This is a genomic window from Phenylobacterium sp. (genome assembly GCF_030697925.1).
Taxonomy (GTDB): domain Bacteria; phylum Pseudomonadota; class Alphaproteobacteria; order Caulobacterales; family Caulobacteraceae; genus Phenylobacterium.
Genome location: NZ_JAUYOJ010000013.1, coordinates 40925 through 61802, shown reverse-complemented (window position 1 = coordinate 61802; position 20878 = coordinate 40925). Strand labels below are relative to the sequence as shown.

Sequence of the window (20878 nt, the reverse complement as noted above, 5' to 3'; positions counted from 1 at the left end):
GCTATAGGCGCATCCCTTCCGGAGGATGCGTAGCTCAGCGGGAGAGCACCTCGTTCACACCGAGGGGGTCACAGGTTCAATCCCTGTCGCATCCACCATTCTTCCCTTGAAATTCACGGCGACGAACGTCGCCGACGGGACATGCCCCCCAACGCGGCCTGGTGGTTTGTCGTTGGCGCTCTCGTGCCGCCCTTCACAGGCCGCTCGCCGCGCACTCGCGTCATCGCGCCCGTAACGTCCTCCCGGTCGGATTGGGCCAGGCGGCTGTGGCCGGCGGTGTCAGCGCACTGAGCGGATACGATTCACCACCACCGCGCCCAGGAGCGCCGAGATGGCGGCCAGCGCGAAGAGCGCGGTGTAGTTCTGGCTGCCGCCCAGCAGCCAGAGCCCGAGGATCGGCGCCAGGATCTGCGGGATGGTGTTGGCCAGGTTCAGCACGCCCAGATCGCGGCCCGCGTCGCGCAGGGAGGGTAGCACCTGGGCGACCAGGGCCGCGTCCACGGTCTGGTAGAGGCCGAACCCACAGCCGTAGAGCGCATAGGCCACGATGGTCGCCGGCCAGACCGGCGCCAGGGCCAGGATCAGGGTCCCCGCCGCGAGGAACAGGCCGCCGGCGATCACGAACGGCTTGCGCCGCCCCCAGCGGTCGGAGAGGAACCCGCCCGCCAGGCTGGTGGCGATGTGGAAGACCGTGGCGACCACGATCAGCACCGCCAGGCCGGCCTCGGCCGAAGGGCCTGGCGCGCCCCGCACCCGGTCCTGCAGGTAGAAGAGGGCGAAGATCGAGACGACGCTGAGCGTCAGCTGCATCAGGAGCCGCGACAGCCAGGCGGCGGCGAAATCCGGATAGGCCACGGGATTGATGACCGCGAACTTGAGCGGCCGGGGCGTCAGGCGCAGCCAGGTCCGCTCTGCGCTCGGCGGGTCGCGGGCGAACGCGACGAACGGCCCGATCGCGATCACCAGAATGAAGGCGATAGCGGCGTAACGCATGGCTTCGGTCGGCAGCAGCACGCCGGTGAGCACCACGCCGAAGACGGCGCCCAACGGCGGGGCAAGCCCGGCGAAAGCGGAAACCCGGCCCTTCTGCGCATCGGGCACCTGGTCGGGTAGGATCGCCAGCAGCGGACCGAACAGGAAGTTGAAGCAGAGCTGGAAGATCAGCAGGCCGGCCAGCAAACCCCAGTACTCGTCGGCGGCCATGATCACCAGGTACGAGGCGACCGTTCCCGCGAGGCCCAGGGCGATCCAGGGCCGCCGCCGACCGAACCGCGAGAGGGTCCGGTCGCTCACCGCCCCGGCCAGCAGGTTGGCGAGCCCGGCCATGACCGCGGCCCACAGGCTGACCTCGGCCATGATCGCGGCCTTGTTCACCGGATCGATGGCCGCGGCTTTCAACGGCACGAGGATCGAGAGCAGCGGCGTGAACGAGAGGAACGCCCCGACCTGGGCCAGGGTCAGGCCCGCGATGAAGAGGCCGCTGACCGGCGCGCGAACCGGCGGGGCGGTGGTGTCGGTCATGCGGCTGGCTCCCCTCGCCCGCAGGCAGGATCGAGGCTCTCGCGCTCCACGGCAAGCGCTCCGGTTTGCGTTCGCTGGCCGGCCGGGCAAGATGGCGTGCGTGCGCCGCACCTCCGCGAGCGCGCCCGAGAGGACCTCGCCGCATGGGAGCCGTGACGATCTACGACGTCGCCGAGCGGGCCGGCGTCTCGATCAAATCCGTCTCCCGCGTGCTGAACGGTGAGCAGAACGTCAGCGTCGCCTTGCGGGCCAAGGTCCAGGAGGCGGTGGACGCCCTGGGCTATCGGCCCAGCCTCTCGGCCCGCAGCCTGGCCGGTTCGTCGTCCTATCTGATCGCCGCCTTCGTCGACGCCGACCTGACGATCGAGCATTGGCGGAGCGGGCGCGGGAACGACTATCTGAGCCGAATGGAGCTGGGCGCGCTGATCGAGGCGCGCAACTCCGGGTACCATTTGATGATCGAGCTGGTGGATCCGGGCTCCCCGACGCTCGAACGCGACATGTCCTCGGTGCTGGGGTCGCTGAAGCCGGACGGGGTGATCCTGACGCCGCCGATTTCCGATGCCTCCGTCGTGCTCGACGTTCTGGAGGCCCGCGGCACACCCTATGTCCGGCTGGGTCCGGAGACCCAGCTGGACCGCGGCCGGCGGGTCTATATGGACGAACGGCGGGCGGCCTTCGACATGACCGTGCACCTGGCCCGCCTCGGCCACCGGGAGATCGGCTTCATCGTCGGCAATCCGCGCTACGCCGCGAGCCGGCTGCGTCGCGAAGGCTTCGAGGCGGCCATGGCCCAGCATGGGTTGGCCGTGCGCGACGACTGGGTCCTCGAGGGCGATTTCACCTTCACGTCCGGGTTCGAGTGCGGGGCGCGGATGCTCGCCGGCGCCGAACGGCCCACGGCCATCTTCGCCTCCAACGACGATATGGCGTTCGGCGTGCTGCAGGCGGCCAGCCGCGGCGGTCTCGCCGTGCCGGCCGATCTGTCCCTGGTCGGCTTCGACGATACGCCAAGCGCGCAGTTCTCGATGCCACAGCTGACCACGGTCCGACAGCCGGTGGCCGAAATGGCCGAGACCGCCGCCCGTATGCTCATCAGCGCGGCCCAGGCCAAGACCGACGACGGCCTGGAGCGTGTCCACCAAGCCGCCTACACCCTGATCGCGCGCGAATCCTCCGCGCCGCCCAGGCTGGCGCGCGCGGCCCGCATCCCTGTGGGCCAAGGGTAATATTGACAGCGCTGTCTCTCCTAATGTCTATTTTCGACGCCAGTGTCGGAAAATTTCCTTGAAACTACAACGGAATAAATATGCCTCAGACATCCTATTGACAGCGCTGTCATTTCCGGACACGCTTCATCCATGGCCAGGGCCCGCCAAAAGGGCGCCAGCTGGGGAGGACATCATGACCAACTATCGCGCCGCCTTGCTCGCCGGAGCCGCGGCTCTGATCGCTGCGCCCGCCTATGCGCAGACCGGGCCCACCTCCGTGGAGGAACTCATCGTCACCGCCCTGCGTCGGGAGACCCTGCTTCAGGACACCCCGATCGCGGTGTCGGCCTTTTCGCAGTCTTCCCTGAACGACGCCAAGGTCAGCGACCTGGCCTCGCTGCAGTCGCTGGTGCCCAACCTCACCGTCGAGCAGCACGGGGATTCCGGCGGGGTCCACGTCTATCTGCGCGGTATCGGCTCGTCCAACCACACCGAACTCGGCGACCCGGCCGTCTCGTTCCATATCGACTCGGTCTATTCGCCCCGGCCGCAGGGCGCGACCCAGCTGATGTACGATGTGAGCCACGTGGAAGTCCTGCGCGGGCCGCAGGGCACGCTGTTCGGCCGCAACTCCACGGCGGGCTCGGTGAACATCGTCACCGCCAAACCGAAGTTCGACGCGTTTTCGGGCGACGTCGAGGTGACGGTCGGCGACTACAACCGCTTCTCCACCCGCGGACATGTCAACATCCCGCTGTCGGACACCTTCGCCATCCGCCTGGCCGCGGCCACCGAAAAGCACGACGGCTACGTCGCCTTCCAGGCGCGGTCCCCGGCGGTGTTCAGCGACAAGTACAATAACGCCGACCAGCAGAGCTTCCGCCTGACCGCGCTTTGGGCGCCGTCCGAGGCGCTCACCGTCACCGGCGCCGTGGAGTACTTCAAGGACCAGGGTACGGGGAACATCGCGCTGCTGCAGACACCGCGACCCGGGACCGACCGCTACTCGGCCCTCGTCGACACCCCCGGCTTCCTCGATCAGGACAATCTAGGCTACCGGCTGCGGGTCGACTGGCGCCCGGCCGACTGGGTGGAGGTCTCCTATATCGGCGGCCTGAACCAGATGAGCCGCCGCAACGCCTCCGACAACGATGCCGGCGCGACGCCCGGCTTCAAGCAGGAGCACCGGACGGACAACTCGTCCTTCGACAGCTACTCCCACGAGATCCAGGCCAGATCGACGGGCGAGGGCCGCTTCGACTGGATCGTCGGCGCGTTCCTGGCCTCGGAAGACAACGCCATCCGGTTCGATATCGACATCACCTCCTCGGCCGTGCCCGGGACCGGGCCGCTGGTGGTCACGCCGAGCGCCCCCGGCGACCAGGCCTGGTCGATGTCGTTCATCCAACCCAAGCGCACCCTGGATTCCCGGGCCTTCTACGCCCAGGGCACTTTCGACGTCACCGACGCCCTGCGCCTCACGCTCGGCGCCCGGCGCACGACGGACGAGAAGGAGGACAGGGGCGGCCGCAACTGGGTCTGCAGCGATTTCGGCGGGACGATCGGCTCAGGCAGCCGTATCCTCGGCCCAGGCACGCCCGTGACGCTCGCCACCTGCAACAGCGCCCATACCACGCCCGCCAACCCGACCTTCGCCTGGCCGGGCGGCGGCATCAATGACGGCCAGACCAAGGACTCCAAGACCACCTGGCTGGTGCGCGGCGAATGGGACCTGTCCGAGAACGTCATGACCTACGCCTCGGTCTCTACCGGCTTCAAGTCGGGCGGCCTGTCCGACGGCGGACGCCGCCACCTGCCCGAGGAACTCACAAGCTACGAGGTGGGCGCCAAGACGGTGCTGCTGGACGGCGCCCTGACCCTGAACGCGGCGGCGTTCTTCATGGACTACCAGGACCTGCAGGTCTCCGCCGTGGAGCGCCTGCCGTCGGGTCAGCAGCAGCTGGTCACCTCCAACGCCGCGGCGGCCACGATCAAGGGCGTGGAGCTGGAATTCGCCTGGCGGCCCACCGAGAACGACCGCCTGTCCGGCTTCGCGAGCATCCTCAACGCCGAATACGACGAGTTCCTGAGCATCGACACCACCTATTTCGACCAGGGCAACCTGGCCAACACCGTCGACCTGGCCGGCCAACCCCTGCGCCATGCGCCGGAGTTTTCGGCCACCGTGATCTACGAGCACGACTTCGACCTGGCCAGTGGCGGACGCATCGTGCCGCGGATCCAGTTCCACTACGAGGGCGACACCGTCATCAGCGCCTTCAACAACGTCTATCCGTCGCTCTATCGCGGCGCCGGCGCGCAGGACGCCTACACCAAGACCGACCTCGCGGTCCGCTATGAGGCCCCCGACGACCGTTGGCAGGTCGAGGCCTTCGTGCAGAACATCGAGAACGAGGCGGTGAAGACCGACATCCAGAACATCGGCGCCTCGTCCAACGGCACCCCGACCTCGGGACCCACCAACCTCGGGACCTGGGTCGGCTTCTACAATCCTCCCCGCACCTGGGGCGTGCGCCTGCACGCCCGGTTTTGAGCTCGTCCCCGGAGCTCACGGCGCGGCGGCGACGCCGCGCCGCCCCTTTTTCCTGACACTACGAGTGGATTGGCGGCGTCATGGCCATGCTTGCAGGCACTTCGAGTCTTGCCCTCGCCGCTGCCATGGCCTGGGGCTTGGCGACGGTCGCGCCTGCCGCCGCGCCCGCCGTCGACCCGACGATCTGGCCCAAGGCCAAGAGCCCCGCGGCCCTGACCGACGAAAAGACCGAAGCCTTCATCACCGACCTGCTGGCGAAGATGACGCTGGAGGAGAAGGTCGGCCAGGTCGTCCAAGGCGACATCAGCTCCATCCGCCCCGAAGACCTTCTCACCTATCCGCTGGGTTCGATCCTGGCCGGCGGCAATTCCGCCCCCGGCGGGGACGACCGCGCCCCGGCCATCGAGTGGGTGAAACTGGGGCGGGCCTTTCGGGAGGCCGCCGCCAAACGGCCTGGCGCGAAGATCCCGCTGATGTTCGGGGTCGACGCCGTGCACGGCCATAACAACGTCCTGGGCGCCACCATCTTCCCGCATAATGTCGGCCTGGGCGCCGCGCGCGACCCGGACCTCATCCGCCGCATCGGCGAGGCCACCGCCCGCGAGGTCGCGGCCACTGGCGTCGACTGGACTTTCGGCCCCACCGTGGCCGTGCCCCGCGACGACCGCTGGGGCCGCTCCTATGAGGGCTATTCCGAAAACCCCGCGGTGCAGGCCGCCTATGCCGGCCCGATGACGCTGGGCCTTCAGGGCGCGCTTGAGGCCGGCAAACCCCTGGCCGCCGGCCGCATCGCGGGGTCGGCCAAGCACTTCCTGGCCGATGGCGGCACCGACAAGGGGCGCGACCAAGGCGACGCGACCCTCTCCGAACAGGAGCTGGTCGATATCCATGCCCCGGGCTATCCGCCGGCCATCGACGCCGGCGTGCTGACGGTCATGGCGTCGTTCTCGAGCTGGAACGGAACCAAGCTGCTCGCCAATGCGAGCGTGCTCACCGACGCGCTGCGTGGGCCGCTGGGCTTCACCGGGTTCACGGTGGGCGACTGGAACGCCCATGGCCAACTTCAGGGCTGCTCGAATGAAAGCTGCCCGCTCGCCTTCAATTCCGGTCTCGACATGTTCATGGCCCCCGACAGTTGGCGCGCGCTCTACGCCAACACCCTCGCCCAGGTGAAGTCCGGCGAGATCGGCCACGCCCGGCTCGACGAGGCGGTGCGCCGTATCCTGCGGGTCAAGGTTAAAGCCGGCCTGTTCGACGGCCGTCGCCCACTTGAGGGGAAGCTGGAGCTGCTCGGCGCGCCGGCGCACCGGGCCCTGGCCCGGGAGGCGGTGCGCAAGTCGCTGGTGCTCCTGAAGAACAACGGCTCGGTCCTGCCGATCCGACGTGGCGCCCGTATTTTGGTGGCCGGCCGCGCTGCTGACGACATCGGCCAGGCCTCCGGCGGATGGACCCTCACCTGGCAGGGGACGGGCAATAGGAACGCCGACTTCCCCCATGGCCAGTCGGTCTGGGCCGGGATCGCCGAGGCGGCCGGCGCCGACGCGGAATACGCCCCCGACGGCGTCTTCAACACTCGCCCGGACGTGGCCGTCGTGGTGTTCGGCGAGACTCCCTACGCCGAGTTCCAGGGCGATCTCGACACGGTGGACTTCGCGCCCGAGGAGCCCCTGGCGCTTCTGAAGCGGCTGAAGGCGCAGGGCATACCCGTCGTCTCGGTCTTCCTGTCCGGCCGACCGCTTTGGACCAATCCTGAGATCAACGCCTCGGACGCCTTCGTCGCCGCCTGGCTGCCGGGGTCCGAAGGCGGCGGGGTCGCCGACCTGCTGCTGGCCGGCGCGGACGGCAAGCCGCGCCACGAGTTCACCGGCAGGCTCTCCTTTTCCTGGCCCAAGAGCGCCGCACAGAGCCCGCTCAATATCGGCCAGCCCGGCTACGACCCGCAGTTCGCCTACGGCTACGGCCTGACCTACGCATCCAGGGTCGAGGTTCCTCCCCTCTCCGAGACCGCCGGCGTCTCCGTCACCCTCGCCAATCCGGGCCGCTATCTGGCGGCCGGCGCGGTGGTCGCGCCCTGGTCGCTGATGCTGCGCGACGCGGGCGGCGAGACGCGGGCGAACACCGGCCAAGGCGCCAGTCCCCGCGGCGGCGTGCGGATCCGGGTCGTCGACGCAGGCGCCCAGGAAAGCGGACGCGCCGTCAGCTTCACGGGCGCCGGCGACGCCTCGGTGACGATCACCGGTCCGGCGGTCGATCTCTCGCGCCAGACCAATGGCGAGATGGCCGTGGGCTTTCGTTTTCGCCTGGATTCGGCGCCCACCGCGCCGGTCCGGCTTGCCGTGGATGGCGGCGCCATCGACGTCACCGACCTGCTTCGCCGGGGCGGCGTGGGAACCTGGCGAACCTACAAGATCCGGCTGTCCTGCTTCCGCGACGCTGGAGCCGACGTGGCGGCCGTGACGACCCCCTTCGACCTCTCAACGGCCGGAAAGCTCGAGGCCGCGGTCGCCGACATCGCGCTGACCTACAATGAAGGAGACGCCATATGTCCGTCCACGTGAACGAGGCGGCGCCCGCCAAGGCGGCCCTGCCCGCCCCGCCCGCCACCGCCACGGCTCTGGCGCTCGCCGCCACCCTCGGCGGCTTTTTGTTCGGCTACGACACCGCGGTGATCTCCGGCGCCGTGGCCGCCATCGACGCCAACTTCATCGATCCACGCGGCCTGCCGGAGACGGCGGCCGACAGCCTCGCCGGCTGGACCGTCTCCTCGGCGCTGCTGGGCTGTGTGATCGGCGGCGCCCTGGCCGGCTGGGCGGCCAACGCCATGGGCCGGCGCGGCGGCATGATGCTGGCTGCCGCCCTGTTCATCGTCTCATCCCTGGGCTCGGCCTTCCCAGAGGCGATCTGGGGCGCGACAGGCGCCGGCGCGCTCGGCCCCTTCGTCGGCTATCGCATCCTGGGCGGAGTCGGCATCGGCCTGGCCTCCATGCTCTCGCCGCTCTACATCGCCGAGATCGCGCCGCCCGGCCGGCGCGGGCGCCTGGTGTCCTACAACCAGATGGCCATCGTCCTGGGCATCGTCGGCGTCTATTTCGTGAACTGGGGGATCGCCAAGCTCGGGGACGACGCCTGGGTGCTCGCGATCGGCTGGCGCTACATGCTGGCCTCGGCGGCGATCCCGGCGCTGGCCTTCCTGCTGCTTCTGATCCGCGCGCCGGACAGCCCCCGCTGGCTGGTGATGAAGGGCCGCGACGTCGAGGCTCGCGCGGTCCTGAACCGGGTCGCCGGGCCCGAGGAGGCCGAACTCGTGCTCGCTGAAATCCGCGACAGCCTGACCGAGCACAGCGGCAAGCTGCTCTCGTTCGGCATGGGCGTGGTGGTGATCGGCCTGACGCTCTCGGCTTTCCAGCAGTTCGTTGGCATCAACGCCGTCCTCTACTACGCCCCCGAGATCTTCCGGAACATGGGCGCGTCCTCCGACAATGCGCTCCTGCAGACGGTGCTGGTGGGTTCGGTCAATGTGGTTTTCACCCTGGTGGCGATCCACACCGTCGACAGGTTCGGCCGCAAGCCGCTGCTGATCGCCGGCGCCCTGGTCATGGCCGCCGCCATGGCGGCGCTTGGGACCCTGTTCCACCTGCACGCGCTGGGCGTCGGCGCGCTGGTGGCCATGCTGGTCTATGTGGCCGGCTTCGCCGTGAGCTGGGGGCCGGTGGTCTGGGTGCTGCTCTCCGAGATGTTCCCCAACCCGATCAAGGGCAAGGCGATGGCTGTCGCCGTGGCTGTCCAGTGGCTCGCCAACCTGGTGGTCTCCTGGTCGTTCAAGGTGATCGATGGCGATTCCGTCTTGATCGCCGCCTTCAATCACGGCTTCGCCTACTGGCTCTACGCCGCCGCCAGTTTGCTGGCCGCCCTGTTCGTCATCCGCTTCATCCCGGAAACCAAGGGCAAGACCCTCGAGGCCATCGGCGCGTCATGGCGCGGGAAATGACCTCGCGGCGCGGCCTCCCGGTTGGGCTTCGCCCCCACGCTCGGTAAGCCGCCCGCGCCCTGGCCGCGCGCCGCGCCGCGGCGTCGATCCTCAGGAACTCAGCCGGCCCACGTGTGTTGATTAGACTAGGGCGTGGGGCGGTTCGAGCGAGGTGCGCCATGAAAGGCATTTCCAAGATCCTGCTGGTGAGCGCCAGCGGACTGCTCGCCGCGGCGTGCGGCACGACGATGACAGAGCGCGCGGCGACCGGCGGGCTTGCCGGGGCCGCGATCGGCGCCGCGGTCGATAGCTCGGTGACGGGGGCCCTGGTCGGAGGCGCGGCCGGCGCTGCGATCGGCGCCGCGACGACGCCGCGCTACGACAGCGTCAACCGCCGCCAGTACTATGACGAACGGGCCAGACGGTACTATTTCTACGATCCAAGCAACCGCCGCTACTATTGGGAAGACGGCAGCCCCCGCTGATCCTGTCTTGGGCGTTGGTCGGGCGGTGACGCCGGCTAGCCGATCAGCGCATAGATCGGGTCGTCCGGCCATGAGCCGCCGATCGGTTGGCGTCTGCCGAACCGCTCGGCCTCGCTCCCGGGCGGCAGGGGCATCTGCTCCACCCAGTCGAACACCACGAGACGGCGGGCCACCCTCCACTCATCGCCGCGCCTCTCGAACCAGTCGACGTAGCGGCCCGCCATGTCCCATTGGACCAGGACGCCGTTCTCCGTCTGGCGCTGCAGGGCCGTGAAATAGGATTCGACGGCCGCGCCCCCCGGTTTGAACGCGATCAGCATGTTGTGGATCTGGTGAATGCCCCGCTCGATGGTCGGAAGGGTCTTCATCGCCCAGGCGATGAAGCCCTCGGCGCTGCCCTGGTAGGCGCCGTGATTGTCGGTGGCGTCCGGCCAATAGGCGGAGCGCAGCGCCGCCTCGTCCTTGCGGTCGATTCCGCGGCAGTAACGATAGATGCAGTCCCGGATCATCTCGCGATCCCAGAGTTCCTGCAGCTTGTCGGTGTTGGTCATGGGATCCCCTTCGACGCCGATCATCGGCGGGCAGTCAATGAAGTTGGTCAAGCTTGCTGATATCGAAGGCCCGTAACCGGTCGCCGCGCCCTGCGGCGATATTCTCCAGCCAATGGGGATCGCTCAGCAAGGCTCGGCCGACGGCCACGAGGTCGAACTCATCGCGCGTCAGCCGCTCAAGGAGCTGATCGATGGAGGTCGGCGCCGACGCCTCGCCGCCAAAGCCGGCGATGAAATCGCCGGACAGGCCGACCGATCCCACCGTCATGGAGGTCCGGCCGGTCAGGCGGCGGGCCCACCCCGCGAGGTTCAGGTCCGAACCCTCGAACGCCGGCTCCCAGAAGCGCCTTTGCGAGCAGTGGACGATGTCCACGCCCGCGTCGCACAGCGGCTCCAGCATGGCGGCCAGTTCGGCCGGCCCCTCGGCCAGCCGGGCGGCGTAGTCCTGCTGCTTCCACTGCGAAATCCGCAGGGAGATCGGCAGCCCGTCCCCCACCTCGCGCCGGATAGCTTGCACGATCTCGACGGCGAAGCGCGTGCGGTCCGCCAGGCTCGCGCCCCCGTACCGATCCGTGCGCCGGTTGGTCCCGGCCCAGAAGAACTGGTCGATCAGATAGCCATGGGCCGCGTGGATCTCGACGCCGTCGAAGCCCAGGTCGGCGGCCCGGCGCGCCGCCGCCGCGAAGGCGTCGATGGTGTCGGCGATGTCGGCGTCGGTCATGGCCCGGCCGAACGGCGCGTCCGGCGCCATCAGGCCTGACGGGCTCTCCACCTGGGCGTCGGCCGCCCATTGCGAGCGGCGGCCCTGGGTGGCGCCCACATGCCACAGCTGCGGCATGATCCGCCCACCCTCGGCATGCACGGCGCGCACGACCTCGGCCCAGCCGGCCATGGCCGCTTCGCCCCACAACCTCGGCACATTGGGATCGTCGCAAGATCCCGGGCGCTCCACCACCGTGCCTTCGGTGATGATCAGCCCGACACCGGCCCTCGCGCGGCGGGCATAGTAGGCGGCCACGTCCGAGCCCGGCACGCCGCCTGGCGAACGCGACCGGGTCATCGGCGCCATCACGACGCGGTTGGGCAGGCGCATGCCTGTGACAACGTAAGGTCGGAAGAGAGTCTCCGCGGCCGACATCGGGCCTCCATTGATCTGTCGCGTTCGGCCGGGCTAACCGACCTCGTCCTGGCGGATGCTCCGCGCGGCCAGGCCGAACAGGCAGGCGGCGACCAGCATCACCGAAGCCAGCAGCGCCATGGACCAGCGGAGGCCGGCCTCAGGGCCGACATGCTGTGCGAGGATGTCGCTGAGGACGCCGATCGTCAGCGGCCCGAGTCCGAGGCCGATGATGTTGACGAGGAACAGCAGCACCGCGGCCGCCGTCGCGCGCAGGTCCGGACGCACGATGGACTGCACGGCGGCGAAGGCGGGCCCGAAGGTCAGGCCGTTGGCCAGCACGGCCGGCAGCACGAGCGCCAGCGCCAGTTCGATCGAGCTGGGCGCCGTCACGATGGCGAAGAGCGGCGCGCCGACGAGGGTCGCCAGGGCGGGAATGCGGACATAGCCGGCGATGTCGGTCCTCGCCGCGCGGTCGGCCAGCACGCCGCCGAGATAGGTCCCCGCGCCCAATCCCGCACCGACCAGGAGACCCAGGGCGACACCCAGCACTCCGATCGGGCCAAGCCCGCTCTGCTCGCCCAGCCGGCCAAGGGCCTCACCGTGGGTGCGCAGGAAGAAGGAGCCGTAGAAGGCCGAGTGTCCGTAGAAGACGAACGAGGAGAAGCCGCCCGCCACCGCCACCAGCCAGAAGGAACGCTTGGCGCGTAGCTCCGCCATTGCCTGGCGGAAGCTCAAGGCAGGTGTTGGGTCGCTGATCATGGCGAAGGCGCGACGCGGCTCCTTCAAGGTCAGGGCGACGAGCACGGCCAGCAGGAGGCCCGGAGCGCCGGCCAGCATGAAGGCGGTCCGCCAGCCGAGGCTGTCGGCCAGCAATCCGCCCATGGTCAGGCCCAGCAGCGATCCCAGAGGAATGCCCAGCGAATAGAAGGCCAGCGCGGAGGCCCGCTTTTCCTTCGGGGCGTACTCGGTGATCAGTGAGTGGGCCGGGGGCGTGCAACCCGCCTCCCCCGTGGCCACGCCGATCCGCATCAGGAGAAGCTCGGGAAAGCCGCGAGCGAAGCCGCAGGCCACGGTGAAGCCGCTCCAGATGGCCAGGGAGCCGGCGATAATGCTCACGCGGTTGGCGCGGTCGGCCAGCCTCGCCACAGGGATCCCGAGCACGGTGTAGAACAGCGCGAACGCAAGCCCCGTCACCGCGCCGAGCTGCCAGTCGGCGAGCTGAAGGTCCTGCTTGATCGGCTCGGCCAGGATCGTGACGATCTGCCGATCGAGCATGTTGAACGCATAGGCGATCATGAGCACGACGAGGACATAGCGCCGGTAGCCTGGCCCGACGTCCCCAGCGATACCGCCGGCGGCTGCGACGCGTTGGTGCATGGACCCTATCCTCGGGAGGCTCTGAGCGGCGGCCGTGGACGGCGCCATGCTTGGCGAGACGGCGACGGTCCGAAGACCGCCGCCGGGTCGTGGGACCGGTCTGGCCCCTTCCGGTCAGAAGCGCTTGGTGACCGACACGCCGTAGGTCCGGGGATCGAGGATGAAGGCGTTCTGCAGCAGGCCCATGGCTTCATCGACGAAGAAGGTGTCGGTGATCGGCCGGTCATTGAAGACGTTCTTCACATAGGCCTCGACCTCAAGGCCCAGGTCTTCGTTCTTCGCCTGGATCGAGATGTTGCCGTTCTTCCAGCCTTTGAGGCGGTCCACCGTGGCGTTGTAGACCCGGGAGAAGGACTCGCCCTGCCGGTAGTAGTCGGCGCGAAGGGTGGCGTCCCAGCCGGAGGGCAGGTTCCAGGTGTATTGGGCGCCTAGCGACACCGTCCAAGGCGGCGCATTGGGCAGTTCCTTGCCCGACAGGTTGGCCGCGACGCCCTCGGTCGGGACCACGCCGAGCGAGGCGAAAGTCCCCGAGCAGACGCCGAGCACCGCCAGCGGATTGCCGGAAACTCCGGCCACCGTGGCCGCGCCGGGCTGCTGCTGGATGATCGCCAGCAGGTTGCCGAGGGCCGCGGTCGGCGCGACGCACCCGGCCATGCTCGAGGCCTTGACCAGGGTCAGGCTCGGATCGCCCTGGGTGCGGTTGACCGGGTCGATGGAGGAGCCGTTCTGGACCTCGGTGTTCAGGAAGCCAGCATTGACGTTGAACCGCAGATTGTTCACCGGCTCCCAGATGCCCTCGACCTCGAAGCCGGCGACGGTGGCGTCGATGTTCTCGGTGACCGAGATCCGGTTCACGAACTTCGAGATCTGATAGCCCTTGTAGTCGTAGTAGAAGCCCGTGAGGTTGAGGATCAGGGTCCCGTCCAGCAGCGTGTTCTTCATGCCGACTTCGAAGGCGTTGACGAACTCCGGGTCGTAGATCGGCCGCGGCGCCCCGATCCCGCCGGCCCCGATATTGTTGGGGCCGCCGCCCTTATAGCCCCGCGAGTAGAAGGCGTAGAGCAGGGTGCTGTCGGTGAACGACAGGTCCGGCTTCCAGTCCACACCGACCCGGCCGGTCATTTCGCTGAACGAGGCCGTGTAGGAGGCCGGCGTCCCAGGGATCAGGCCCGAACCGGGCGTCAGCAGCCTCACCGGATAGCTGTAGAGGGTCTTGGTGTCCTTGGTGTAGCGCAGGCCGCCGGTGACCTTCAGGGTGTCGGTCGCCTCCCAATAGACCTCACCGAAGGCCGCCTTGGAATCCAGGGTGTAGGGCTGGTAGCTGAGATAGTTGCCATGCCCGCTGGGGTCCGGCTCCGGGTTCGGGTTGACGTAGATGCAATTGGTCGCGCCCAGCGCGCAGGTCGCGCCGCCGTTCGCCACCCTGGCGAAGTTCGTGAGGGCGTTCGACAGGATGTAGAAGGACTGGACTGTCTCGTAGTCGACGTAGTTGGCGCCGATGCTGAAGTTGAGCGGCCCTTCGAACGACGACGACAGGCGGACCTCCTGGGTCCACTGCTCGGACGGATGCTGGTTGGAGTCGTAGACCTGCAGCGTGTTCGCCGCGCCGAGCTGCGGATCGTTCACCACCCCGCCCGGCGCCGTCGCCGTGGCGTTGAACGTCGTCGGGAAGCCGAACCGGTACATGTCCTGTTCGGAGCTGTACTCGCCCTTGTAGTACGAGGTCAGCAGGTTGAACTGCAGGTAGGGCGTGATGTCCCAGGCGGCGCTGAGCTCCAGCACGTCCTCCTTGGCGTAGTAACTCGGGTCGATGGCTGACTCGACCTTGCTCAGGTCGGCGACCTGACGCCGGTTGGCGCTGAGATCGCCGCTGGCCAGGCCGCCCCGATAGGCCAACAGCCCGAATAGGGTCGACATCGAATTCGGCGTGCCGTTGGCGGCGTCGGCATAGATCGAGCCGTTGGTGCAGCCCTGGCTGAGGAAGCCGCGCACCACATTGTTGGTCACCGCCACGCCGCCGACCGACGAAGGGCCGTTGTCGCGGGTGCACAGACCCTTGCCGGTGCGCAGGCGGTCGTCGTCCTCCTCGAAGTGCTGCCAGACCAGGTTGGCCTTGAAGGTCTCGACAGGTGTGAACGCCAGGCTGGCGCGGACCGAATAGAGGTCGCGGCCGTCAATGTCGTGGCCGGTAGTCAGGTTGGTCGCGAATCCGGAGCGGCTGAGATAGGAGCCGGCGACCCGCAGGGCCAGGGTGTCGTCGATGAGCGGGATGTTGAGCATCGCGCGCACCTTGCGGGTGTCGAAATTGCCGATCTCACCGCGGATGGAGGCCTCGAAGCTGTTCGTCGGCTTGGCGGTGATGACGTTGACCACGCCGCCGGTGGCGTTGCGCCCGTAGAGCGTGCCCTGCGGGCCGCGCAGGACCTCCACGCGCTCGACGTCGAAGAACTCGGCCTCGAACAGGCGGTTTTCGGTGAGCGGCGCGCCGTTGAGGTGGACGCCGGTGGAGGTGTCGCCGGTCACGGCGGTCTGCTTGGTGCCGATGCCGCGGATCTGGAAGTTGTAGCCGCTGTAGAAGCCCTTGGAGAACGTCACGTTGGGCACGGCGCGCTGGAGGTTGGCGCCACCGTCGATCTTCTGCGCCTCGAGCATGGTCTGCGAGAACGCGGACACCGCGATCGGCACGTCCTGCAGGGCTTCTTCGCGCCGTTGGGCGGTCACCACCAGCTCGCTCATCAGGGTGTCGCCATCCTGCGGCGCAGCTTCCTGAGCGAGCGCCGGCATGGCGACAAGGACGGCCAACAGGGACACGCCGGCTGAAAGCACACGCGCCCGATTGTTAGATATTTGCATGCTTGTTTCCCCCGAGTTTGAGCAGCGCCTTAGGCAGCTCGATGTTGTCGTTGAACGAACGCCTGCAGGGCGCCGCATTCGTGAATAAAAGTATCGACGACCGCCTCGCGAACCCCGCGGCCTTCCCCTGGGGATGGCCCGATATTTCATTCGCGATATTCGAATGGTGCGCGCATCCAGGGTCCTGGATCGCGCTGCACCTACAGGTGTTCTACTGGCTCCGGTTTGGTGATCAGCGCCTGGGCGGTTCGGTAGTCGGCCTTGCCGCTCTCATGCCGGGGCACGACCTCGACGTGCAGGAACCGCCGCGGCAGCTTGTAGCTCGCCAGGGTCTTCTGCAGGCCGGCGCGCACCGCAGCCTCGTCGAAGGCCGGCGTGGACTTGACGATGGCGACGATCGACTTGCCCCAGGTAGGGTCCGGCTCGCCCACAACCAGCGCGTCCTCGACGCCCGGCTGCAGCTTGAGCGCCTCTTCCACCTCTTCGGGGAAGACCTTCTCGCCGCCGGTGTTGATGGACAGGTTGCCGCGGCCGATCAGGGTGAGCTGGCCGTCCGCCCCGAGCCGGGCGAAGTCGCCGGGCACGGCGTACCGGACCCCGTCGATCATGCGATAGGTCTCGGCGGTCTTGGTCGGATCGCGATAATAGCCGGCCGCCACGGGTTCCGTGCGCGCCAGCAGGCCCTCGCCGGGCGCGTCCTTGGGAAGGACGGCGCCCGTATCGGGGTCGATCAGCACGGTCTTGGCGCCTGGGGCGAACACGCCGGTCGCCGGCACATTGTCCGCCGTCGCCACCGAGTAGCCGAAGCCCGAGGCCTCCGAGGCGCCCAGGATGTCGACCAGGGCGACGCCCGGCAGATGCGCCAGCAGGCCGGCCTTGACCTCGCCGCTCCAGATCAAACCCGCCGACGAGATGACCTTCAGGCTGGAGAGGTCGTAGCGCCCCGGCGCGGCCTCCAGGGCGCGCAGCATGGGACGGGCGAAGACGTCGCCGACGATGGCGATCCGCGTCACGCCGGTGCGCTCGACCTCGCGCCACAGCTCATCGGCGTCGAACCGGTCGGAGGGCAGCAGCACCGCGCCTCCGCCCGCCATAAGCTCGCCGATGACCGCATTGCTGCCGGCGCCGTGCATCAGCGGACAGGCCGGGATGGTGCGGCTGGGGGCGAGATTGTCGCGCACCATGGCCGAGTGTTCGGCCAGGTCGGCGGGCCGCTTGGCGATCAGCGGGGACTCGAGCTGGACCTTCCGGGCGTCGCCCGTGCGCCACAGGACGCCCTTGGGCCGCCCGGTCGTGCCTCCGGTGTAAAGGAGGTAGCTGTCCTCGGGCGAGCGCTGGATGTCGAGCGGCGCGCCGTCGCCGGCCTGCGCCCAGGCCTCGAAGGATTGCTCCCCGTCCGCCGCGGCGCGGAGCTGGCGGTCCGACTCGATCCGGATCCACAGCGCCACGCCCGGCAGCCGCGCCTTCAGCTCGGCGATCGTGGCGTCCAGGCTGTCCTGATAGAACAGCGCCGCGGCGCCGCAATCCTCCAGGACGTAGACGATCTCGTCGGCTGTGTAGCGGTAGTTGACGTTGACGCTGACCGTGCGTGACTTCAGCGCCGCCACCGTCGCCTCGATATAGGCCGGGTGATTGCGGCACAGGACGGCCACCCGGTCATCCGGCGCCAGCCCATACTCGATCATCCGCCGGGCCAGGTTGTTGGTCCGCCGATCGAAGGCCGCCCAGGTCACCACGTCGCCGCCCCAGATCAGGGCCGGACGGTCCGCCGGGACCACCCGCGCGACCGCGTCGAGAATATCGCCGTAGTTCCAGCCCATGGGCAGGTCCCCCGAGTCGGTGGCTCAGCGCCCGGTGAACACCGGGGGACGCTTCTCGACGAAGGCGCGCACGGCCTCCTTGGCGTCGTCGCTCTTCTTCAGGCGATTGGTGTTGCCCTGCTCGTAGCGATAGCCGTCGCGCAGGGTCATGTTCTCGATGGCCGCCAGGCTGTCCTTGGCGTAGGCGACGGCCAGCGGGCTCTTGGCGGCGATCTGCCGGGCGATGCCCATGGCGTAGGGCATCAGCTCCTCGGGCGGCAGGCAGGCCTCGATCACGCCGCGGTCGTAGAGTTCGCGGGCTGGCGCGCGGTAGCCGGTGAGCACCATGCGGCGGACCAGGGAATGGGGCAGGATCCGCATGGCGTGGCGGCCCCCGCCCATCAGTCCGACATCGATCTCGGGCAGGCCGAACACGGCCTTTTCAGAAGCCACCAGGATGTCGCAGCTGGCGACCAGGCCAAGACCGGCGCCGAGCGCGGCGCCGTTCACCGCGGCGATCACCGGCTTCTTGCACTCGATTATGCTGTAGCTGATCTCGCGCACCTTGCGCATGCGCCGCCACTCGTAGCCCTGCTCCGGCTCGCCGGTGGTCGACGGCTTCAGGTCGGCCCCCGCGCAGAACTGCTTGCCCGCACCGGTCAGCACCACGGCGAGCACGTCGTCGCGGTCGTTGAAGGTGTCGAAGATGGCGGTCATTTCCTCGACCGCCTCGATCGGCATGGAGTTCACGGGGGGATTGTCGAGGGTGACGACCGCGACGCCATCTTCGACCTCGAGACGAACCAATGCCATGAACTCATCCTCTCCTGCGCCTGCGCCCAGGTCCGGCGCTTGGGAGGAAAGCTATCCGCGCGTCCGGCGACGGACACGGTCGCGGCCGTGGGGCGTTCAAAAATCCCATATGAATTTCGCGCGCTCGAAGCAGGCTCGCGTCGCGCCCCGCGGACCGCTAGCCTTCAGACAAGTTCCCTGGGACATGCGGAGCCTGAAGGCCGCACCATGAGGACGTCGTCGCACTGGGGTTGGAAATGCGTCGGGACCCGATCAAGTCAGCCGCCCGGACCCTCGAGGTCCTGGAGCTCTTCCATGAACAGCGCACGCCCCTGCGGTTGAAATTCATCTTCGAGCGCCTGTCCTATCCGCAATCGAGCACCACATCCCTGCTCAAGAGCATGGTGGTCCTGGGCTATCTCAACTACGACCGGCCGACCCGCACCTACTTCCCCACCCCCCGCGTTGCGGCGCTGGGCGACTGGATCAACCACTATCTCTATGGCGCGGGCGACGTCCTGGGCCTGATGCAGACGGTCTTCGAGAAGACCAACGAGACCGTCGTGCTCTCGTCGCAGAACGACATCTTCATCCAGCACATCCGGGTGCTGCAACCGTCGCACCCCTACAAGGTCCCGCCTTCGGAAGGCAGCATGCGGGTGCTGACGCACTCGGCCGCGGGCCTGGTGCTGCTGAGCGGCATGCCGCCCAAGACGGTCGACAAGCTGATCCGGCACATCAACGCCTACGAGCAGGGGCGCTCGACGAAGATCAACATCGACGAGTTGAGCGAGCAACTCGCCTGGATTCGGCGCGAGGGCTACAGCCTGCTCGCGGCCTTCCCCTTCCCCGACGCGGCGGGGCTGGCCATGCCGCTGCCCAAGAGCCCGCACGGCATGCCGCTGACGCTCGGCGTCGGCGGCCTCAACAGCCGGATCGCCCGCAAACGAAGCGAAATCATCGCGACGATGCGTGAAGCCATCGCCGAGTACGAACGCAAGCTCAACCTGGCCTCCGCGGCGGCTGAATCGGAGTTGGCGGATCCCGAAGCCGAGGTCGACGAAGACCACGCCCAGGACGTCCCGGCCTAGCCGTCGCTGGCGTCGCCGGCGTCACCGAAGGCGTGCCAGCCACCGTCGATGCTGACCACCGATCCCGTGACATAGCTAGCCGCGTCGCCGGCCAGGAAGGCGACCAGGTCGGCCACCTCGCGCGGCAGGCCCAGGCGGCCCATCGGCGTGCGCTTCAACACATCCGCGAACCGCCGCGCCCCGCTGTCTCTCAAAGCCAGGAGGCCCGGGGTCTCGATATAGCCCGGCGCTACGGCGTTGACCCGGATTCCGCGTTCGGCCCACTCGCAAGCCAGGCTCTTGGTCAACATGCCCACGCCCGCCTTGGCCGCGCAGTAGGCGTTGCGCTGCGGCAGGGCGGCCAGGCCCGCTATCGAGGCGAGGTTGACGATCGCCGCGCCGTCGCGGTCCTGCATGCGCCGTCCCGCCGCGCGGGACGCGATGAAGGCGCCGGTCAGGTTGATGTCGAACACCGTCTGGAACTCGGCCGTGCTCAGGTCGACTGTGGGCTTGAAGACGTCGGCGACCCCGGCGTTGTTGATCAGTACGTCGATCCGACCCCAGCGAACCATGGCCGCGTCCATGGCCGCCTCGACGCCGATCTCATCCATGACGTCGCACCCACGCACGAGATGTTCCGGGCCGAGGCCTACGGCCAGCGTCTCAAGCGCCGCCGCGTCCCGGTCGATCACCAGCAGCCGATCCCCATCGCGGACGAACCGGTCGACGACGGCCCGCCCTATGCCGCTGGCGCCGCCCGTCACCACCACGGTGCGCGGTCCCCGCGCCGGGACATGAGGCGCGGGACGGGTCGAAGCTGGTCCCGTGCCGCCGAACGCCAGGAAACCGCCGTCGGCCACCAGCAGGGCGCCGGTGACGTAGGACGCCCCGTCCGACGCCAGGTAGAACACCGCCTCGGCGATCTCGTCCGGCGCGGCCATCCGGCCGAGAGGAATGCGCCGCTCGACGAAGGCCGGATCGACCTTACCGTTGGCGATCAGCCGCTCGACCATGTCGGTCCGGGTGTAGCCAGGGGCGACCGCGTTGACACGAACCCCGCGACCGGCCCACTCGCAAGCCAGGGTCCGCGTCAGCGACGCGACCGCGGCCTTGCTCGCGCCGTAGCCGTTGCGGAACGGCACGGCCGCCACCCCGGCGCCCGAGGCCAGGTTGACGATTGCGCCCTGCCCCTGGGCCAGCATCACCCGGCCCGCCTCGCGCGCCGCCAGGAAGACACCGGTCACGTTGACGCCGATCAGCGCTCGAAACTCGTTCAGCGGCTGGTCCACCACCGGCTTGGCCTGGGCGTCGATGACGCCGGCGTTGTTGATCAGCACGTCGACGCGGCCGAATGCGGACCTGCAGGCGGCCACCATCGCCTTGACGTCGGCCTCCACCGAGACATCCACCGCCAGCCCCAAATGCGCCGCACCCAGGCTCGCGGCGCGGGCCTGGGCCGCATCGCCGTTGCGGTCGGCGATCAACACCCTGTCTCCGGCGGTGGCGAACCTGCGCGCGATCGCCCAGCCGATCCCGTCCGCGCCGCCCGTGACGATGACCGCCCTCGCCGCCGCCATC

14 protein-coding genes and 1 tRNA gene are annotated in these 20878 nt (G+C 68.7%); 7 read left to right on the top strand and 8 right to left on the bottom strand.

Annotated features, from left to right (window positions below):
- Positions 1-23 precede the first annotated feature (23 nt).
- A tRNA-Val gene (locus tag Q8Q88_RS01765) sits at positions 24-98 on the top strand.
- A 181-nt stretch (positions 99-279) separates the two neighbouring features.
- On the opposite strand, the gene Q8Q88_RS01760 is transcribed toward Q8Q88_RS01765, so the two are convergent.
- Positions 280-1521: an MFS transporter gene (locus Q8Q88_RS01760; RefSeq protein ID WP_305673480.1), complete on the bottom strand. Its 1242-nt coding sequence runs from the start codon at positions 1519-1521 to the stop codon at positions 280-282.
- 143 nt (positions 1522-1664) lie between these two features.
- On the opposite strand from Q8Q88_RS01760, the gene Q8Q88_RS01755 reads away from it, so the two are divergent.
- The 5 genes from Q8Q88_RS01755 to Q8Q88_RS01735 all read left to right on the top strand — a co-directional run bounded on the left by Q8Q88_RS01755 (position 1665) and on the right by Q8Q88_RS01735 (position 9738).
- Positions 1665-2750 (top strand): LacI family DNA-binding transcriptional regulator, encoded by a 1086-nt coding sequence (locus tag Q8Q88_RS01755; protein ID WP_305673479.1) that lies wholly within the window; start codon positions 1665-1667, stop codon positions 2748-2750.
- A 175-nt stretch (positions 2751-2925) separates the two neighbouring features.
- Positions 2926-5286, top strand: coding sequence for a TonB-dependent receptor (locus Q8Q88_RS01750; RefSeq protein ID WP_305673478.1), 2361 nt, complete (start codon positions 2926-2928; stop codon positions 5284-5286).
- Positions 5287-5372: 86 nt separating this feature from the next.
- Positions 5373-7844, top strand: a complete 2472-nt coding sequence (locus tag Q8Q88_RS01745) for a glycoside hydrolase family 3 N-terminal domain-containing protein (RefSeq protein WP_371129799.1) — start codon at positions 5373-5375, stop codon at positions 7842-7844.
- On the top strand, positions 7829-9274 hold the full coding sequence (xylE, locus tag Q8Q88_RS01740; RefSeq protein ID WP_305673476.1) for a D-xylose transporter XylE: 1446 nt from the start codon (positions 7829-7831) through the stop codon (positions 9272-9274). The genes Q8Q88_RS01745 and xylE overlap by 16 nt, the downstream gene beginning before the upstream one ends.
- Positions 9275-9432: 158 nt before the next feature.
- Complete coding sequence (locus tag Q8Q88_RS01735; RefSeq protein WP_305673475.1) at positions 9433-9738, top strand: hypothetical protein; 306 nt, start codon at positions 9433-9435, stop codon at positions 9736-9738.
- Between the two features lie 35 nt (positions 9739-9773).
- On the opposite strand, the gene Q8Q88_RS01730 is transcribed toward Q8Q88_RS01735, so the two are convergent.
- From Q8Q88_RS01730 to Q8Q88_RS01705, 6 genes are all read right to left on the bottom strand, one after another.
- On the bottom strand, positions 9774-10340 hold the full coding sequence (locus tag Q8Q88_RS01730) for a nuclear transport factor 2 family protein (RefSeq protein ID WP_305673474.1): 567 nt from the start codon (positions 10338-10340) through the stop codon (positions 9774-9776).
- On the bottom strand, positions 10324-11427 hold the full coding sequence (locus Q8Q88_RS01725) for an NADH:flavin oxidoreductase (RefSeq protein WP_305673473.1): 1104 nt from the start codon (positions 11425-11427) through the stop codon (positions 10324-10326). Before Q8Q88_RS01725 ends, Q8Q88_RS01730 begins: the two co-directional genes overlap by 17 nt.
- A 33-nt stretch (positions 11428-11460) precedes the next feature.
- Positions 11461-12786: an MFS transporter gene (locus Q8Q88_RS01720; RefSeq protein ID WP_305673472.1), complete on the bottom strand. Its 1326-nt coding sequence runs from the start codon at positions 12784-12786 to the stop codon at positions 11461-11463.
- 114 nt (positions 12787-12900) lie between these two features.
- A complete protein-coding gene (locus Q8Q88_RS01715) occupies positions 12901-15639 on the bottom strand; it encodes a TonB-dependent receptor (protein ID WP_305673471.1) in 2739 nt (912 codons plus the stop codon).
- Positions 15640-15839: 200 nt separating this feature from the next.
- On the bottom strand, positions 15840-17459 hold the full coding sequence (locus Q8Q88_RS01710; RefSeq protein WP_305673470.1) for an acyl-CoA synthetase: 1620 nt from the start codon (positions 17457-17459) through the stop codon (positions 15840-15842).
- A gap of 24 nt (positions 17460-17483) precedes the next feature.
- On the bottom strand, positions 17484-18251 hold the full coding sequence (locus Q8Q88_RS01705; RefSeq protein ID WP_305673469.1) for an enoyl-CoA hydratase/isomerase family protein: 768 nt from the start codon (positions 18249-18251) through the stop codon (positions 17484-17486).
- A 236-nt stretch (positions 18252-18487) separates the two neighbouring features.
- On the opposite strand from Q8Q88_RS01705, the gene Q8Q88_RS01700 reads away from it, so the two are divergent.
- Entirely contained in the window at positions 18488-19321 is an 834-nt protein-coding gene (locus Q8Q88_RS01700) for an IclR family transcriptional regulator (RefSeq protein WP_305673468.1), read from the top strand.
- Here the strand turns inward: Q8Q88_RS01700 and Q8Q88_RS01695 are convergent.
- Positions 19318-20877, bottom strand: coding sequence for a glucose 1-dehydrogenase (locus Q8Q88_RS01695; RefSeq protein ID WP_305673467.1), 1560 nt, complete (start codon positions 20875-20877; stop codon positions 19318-19320). The genes Q8Q88_RS01700 and Q8Q88_RS01695 overlap by 4 nt on opposite strands.
- Between the last annotated feature and the right edge of the window lies 1 nt (position 20878).

Excerpts from the sequence above, each read along its gene's own strand:
- Q8Q88_RS01760 (WP_305673480.1), bottom strand. The coding sequence starts at position 1,521 with ATGACCGACACCACCGCCCCGCCGGTTCGCGCGCCGGTCAGCGGCCTC.
- Q8Q88_RS01755 (WP_305673479.1), top strand. The coding sequence starts at position 1,665 with ATGGGAGCCGTGACGATCTACGACGTCGCCGAGCGGGCCGGCGTCTCG.
- Q8Q88_RS01750 (WP_305673478.1), top strand. The coding sequence starts at position 2,926 with ATGACCAACTATCGCGCCGCCTTGCTCGCCGGAGCCGCGGCTCTGATC.
- Q8Q88_RS01745 (WP_371129799.1), top strand. The coding sequence starts at position 5,373 with ATGCTTGCAGGCACTTCGAGTCTTGCCCTCGCCGCTGCCATGGCCTGG.
- xylE (WP_305673476.1), top strand. The coding sequence starts at position 7,829 with ATGTCCGTCCACGTGAACGAGGCGGCGCCCGCCAAGGCGGCCCTGCCC.
- Q8Q88_RS01735 (WP_305673475.1), top strand. The coding sequence starts at position 9,433 with ATGAAAGGCATTTCCAAGATCCTGCTGGTGAGCGCCAGCGGACTGCTC.
- Q8Q88_RS01725 (WP_305673473.1), bottom strand. The coding sequence starts at position 11,427 with ATGTCGGCCGCGGAGACTCTCTTCCGACCTTACGTTGTCACAGGCATG.
- Q8Q88_RS01720 (WP_305673472.1), bottom strand. The coding sequence starts at position 12,786 with ATGCACCAACGCGTCGCAGCCGCCGGCGGTATCGCTGGGGACGTCGGG.
- Q8Q88_RS01715 (WP_305673471.1), bottom strand. The coding sequence starts at position 15,639 with ATGCAAATATCTAACAATCGGGCGCGTGTGCTTTCAGCCGGCGTGTCC.
- Q8Q88_RS01710 (WP_305673470.1), bottom strand. The coding sequence starts at position 17,459 with ATGGGCTGGAACTACGGCGATATTCTCGACGCGGTCGCGCGGGTGGTC.
- Q8Q88_RS01705 (WP_305673469.1), bottom strand. The coding sequence starts at position 18,251 with ATGGCATTGGTTCGTCTCGAGGTCGAAGATGGCGTCGCGGTCGTCACC.
- Q8Q88_RS01700 (WP_305673468.1), top strand. The coding sequence starts at position 18,488 with ATGCGTCGGGACCCGATCAAGTCAGCCGCCCGGACCCTCGAGGTCCTG.
- Q8Q88_RS01695 (WP_305673467.1), bottom strand. The coding sequence starts at position 20,877 with ATGGCGGCGGCGAGGGCGGTCATCGTCACGGGCGGCGCGGACGGGATC.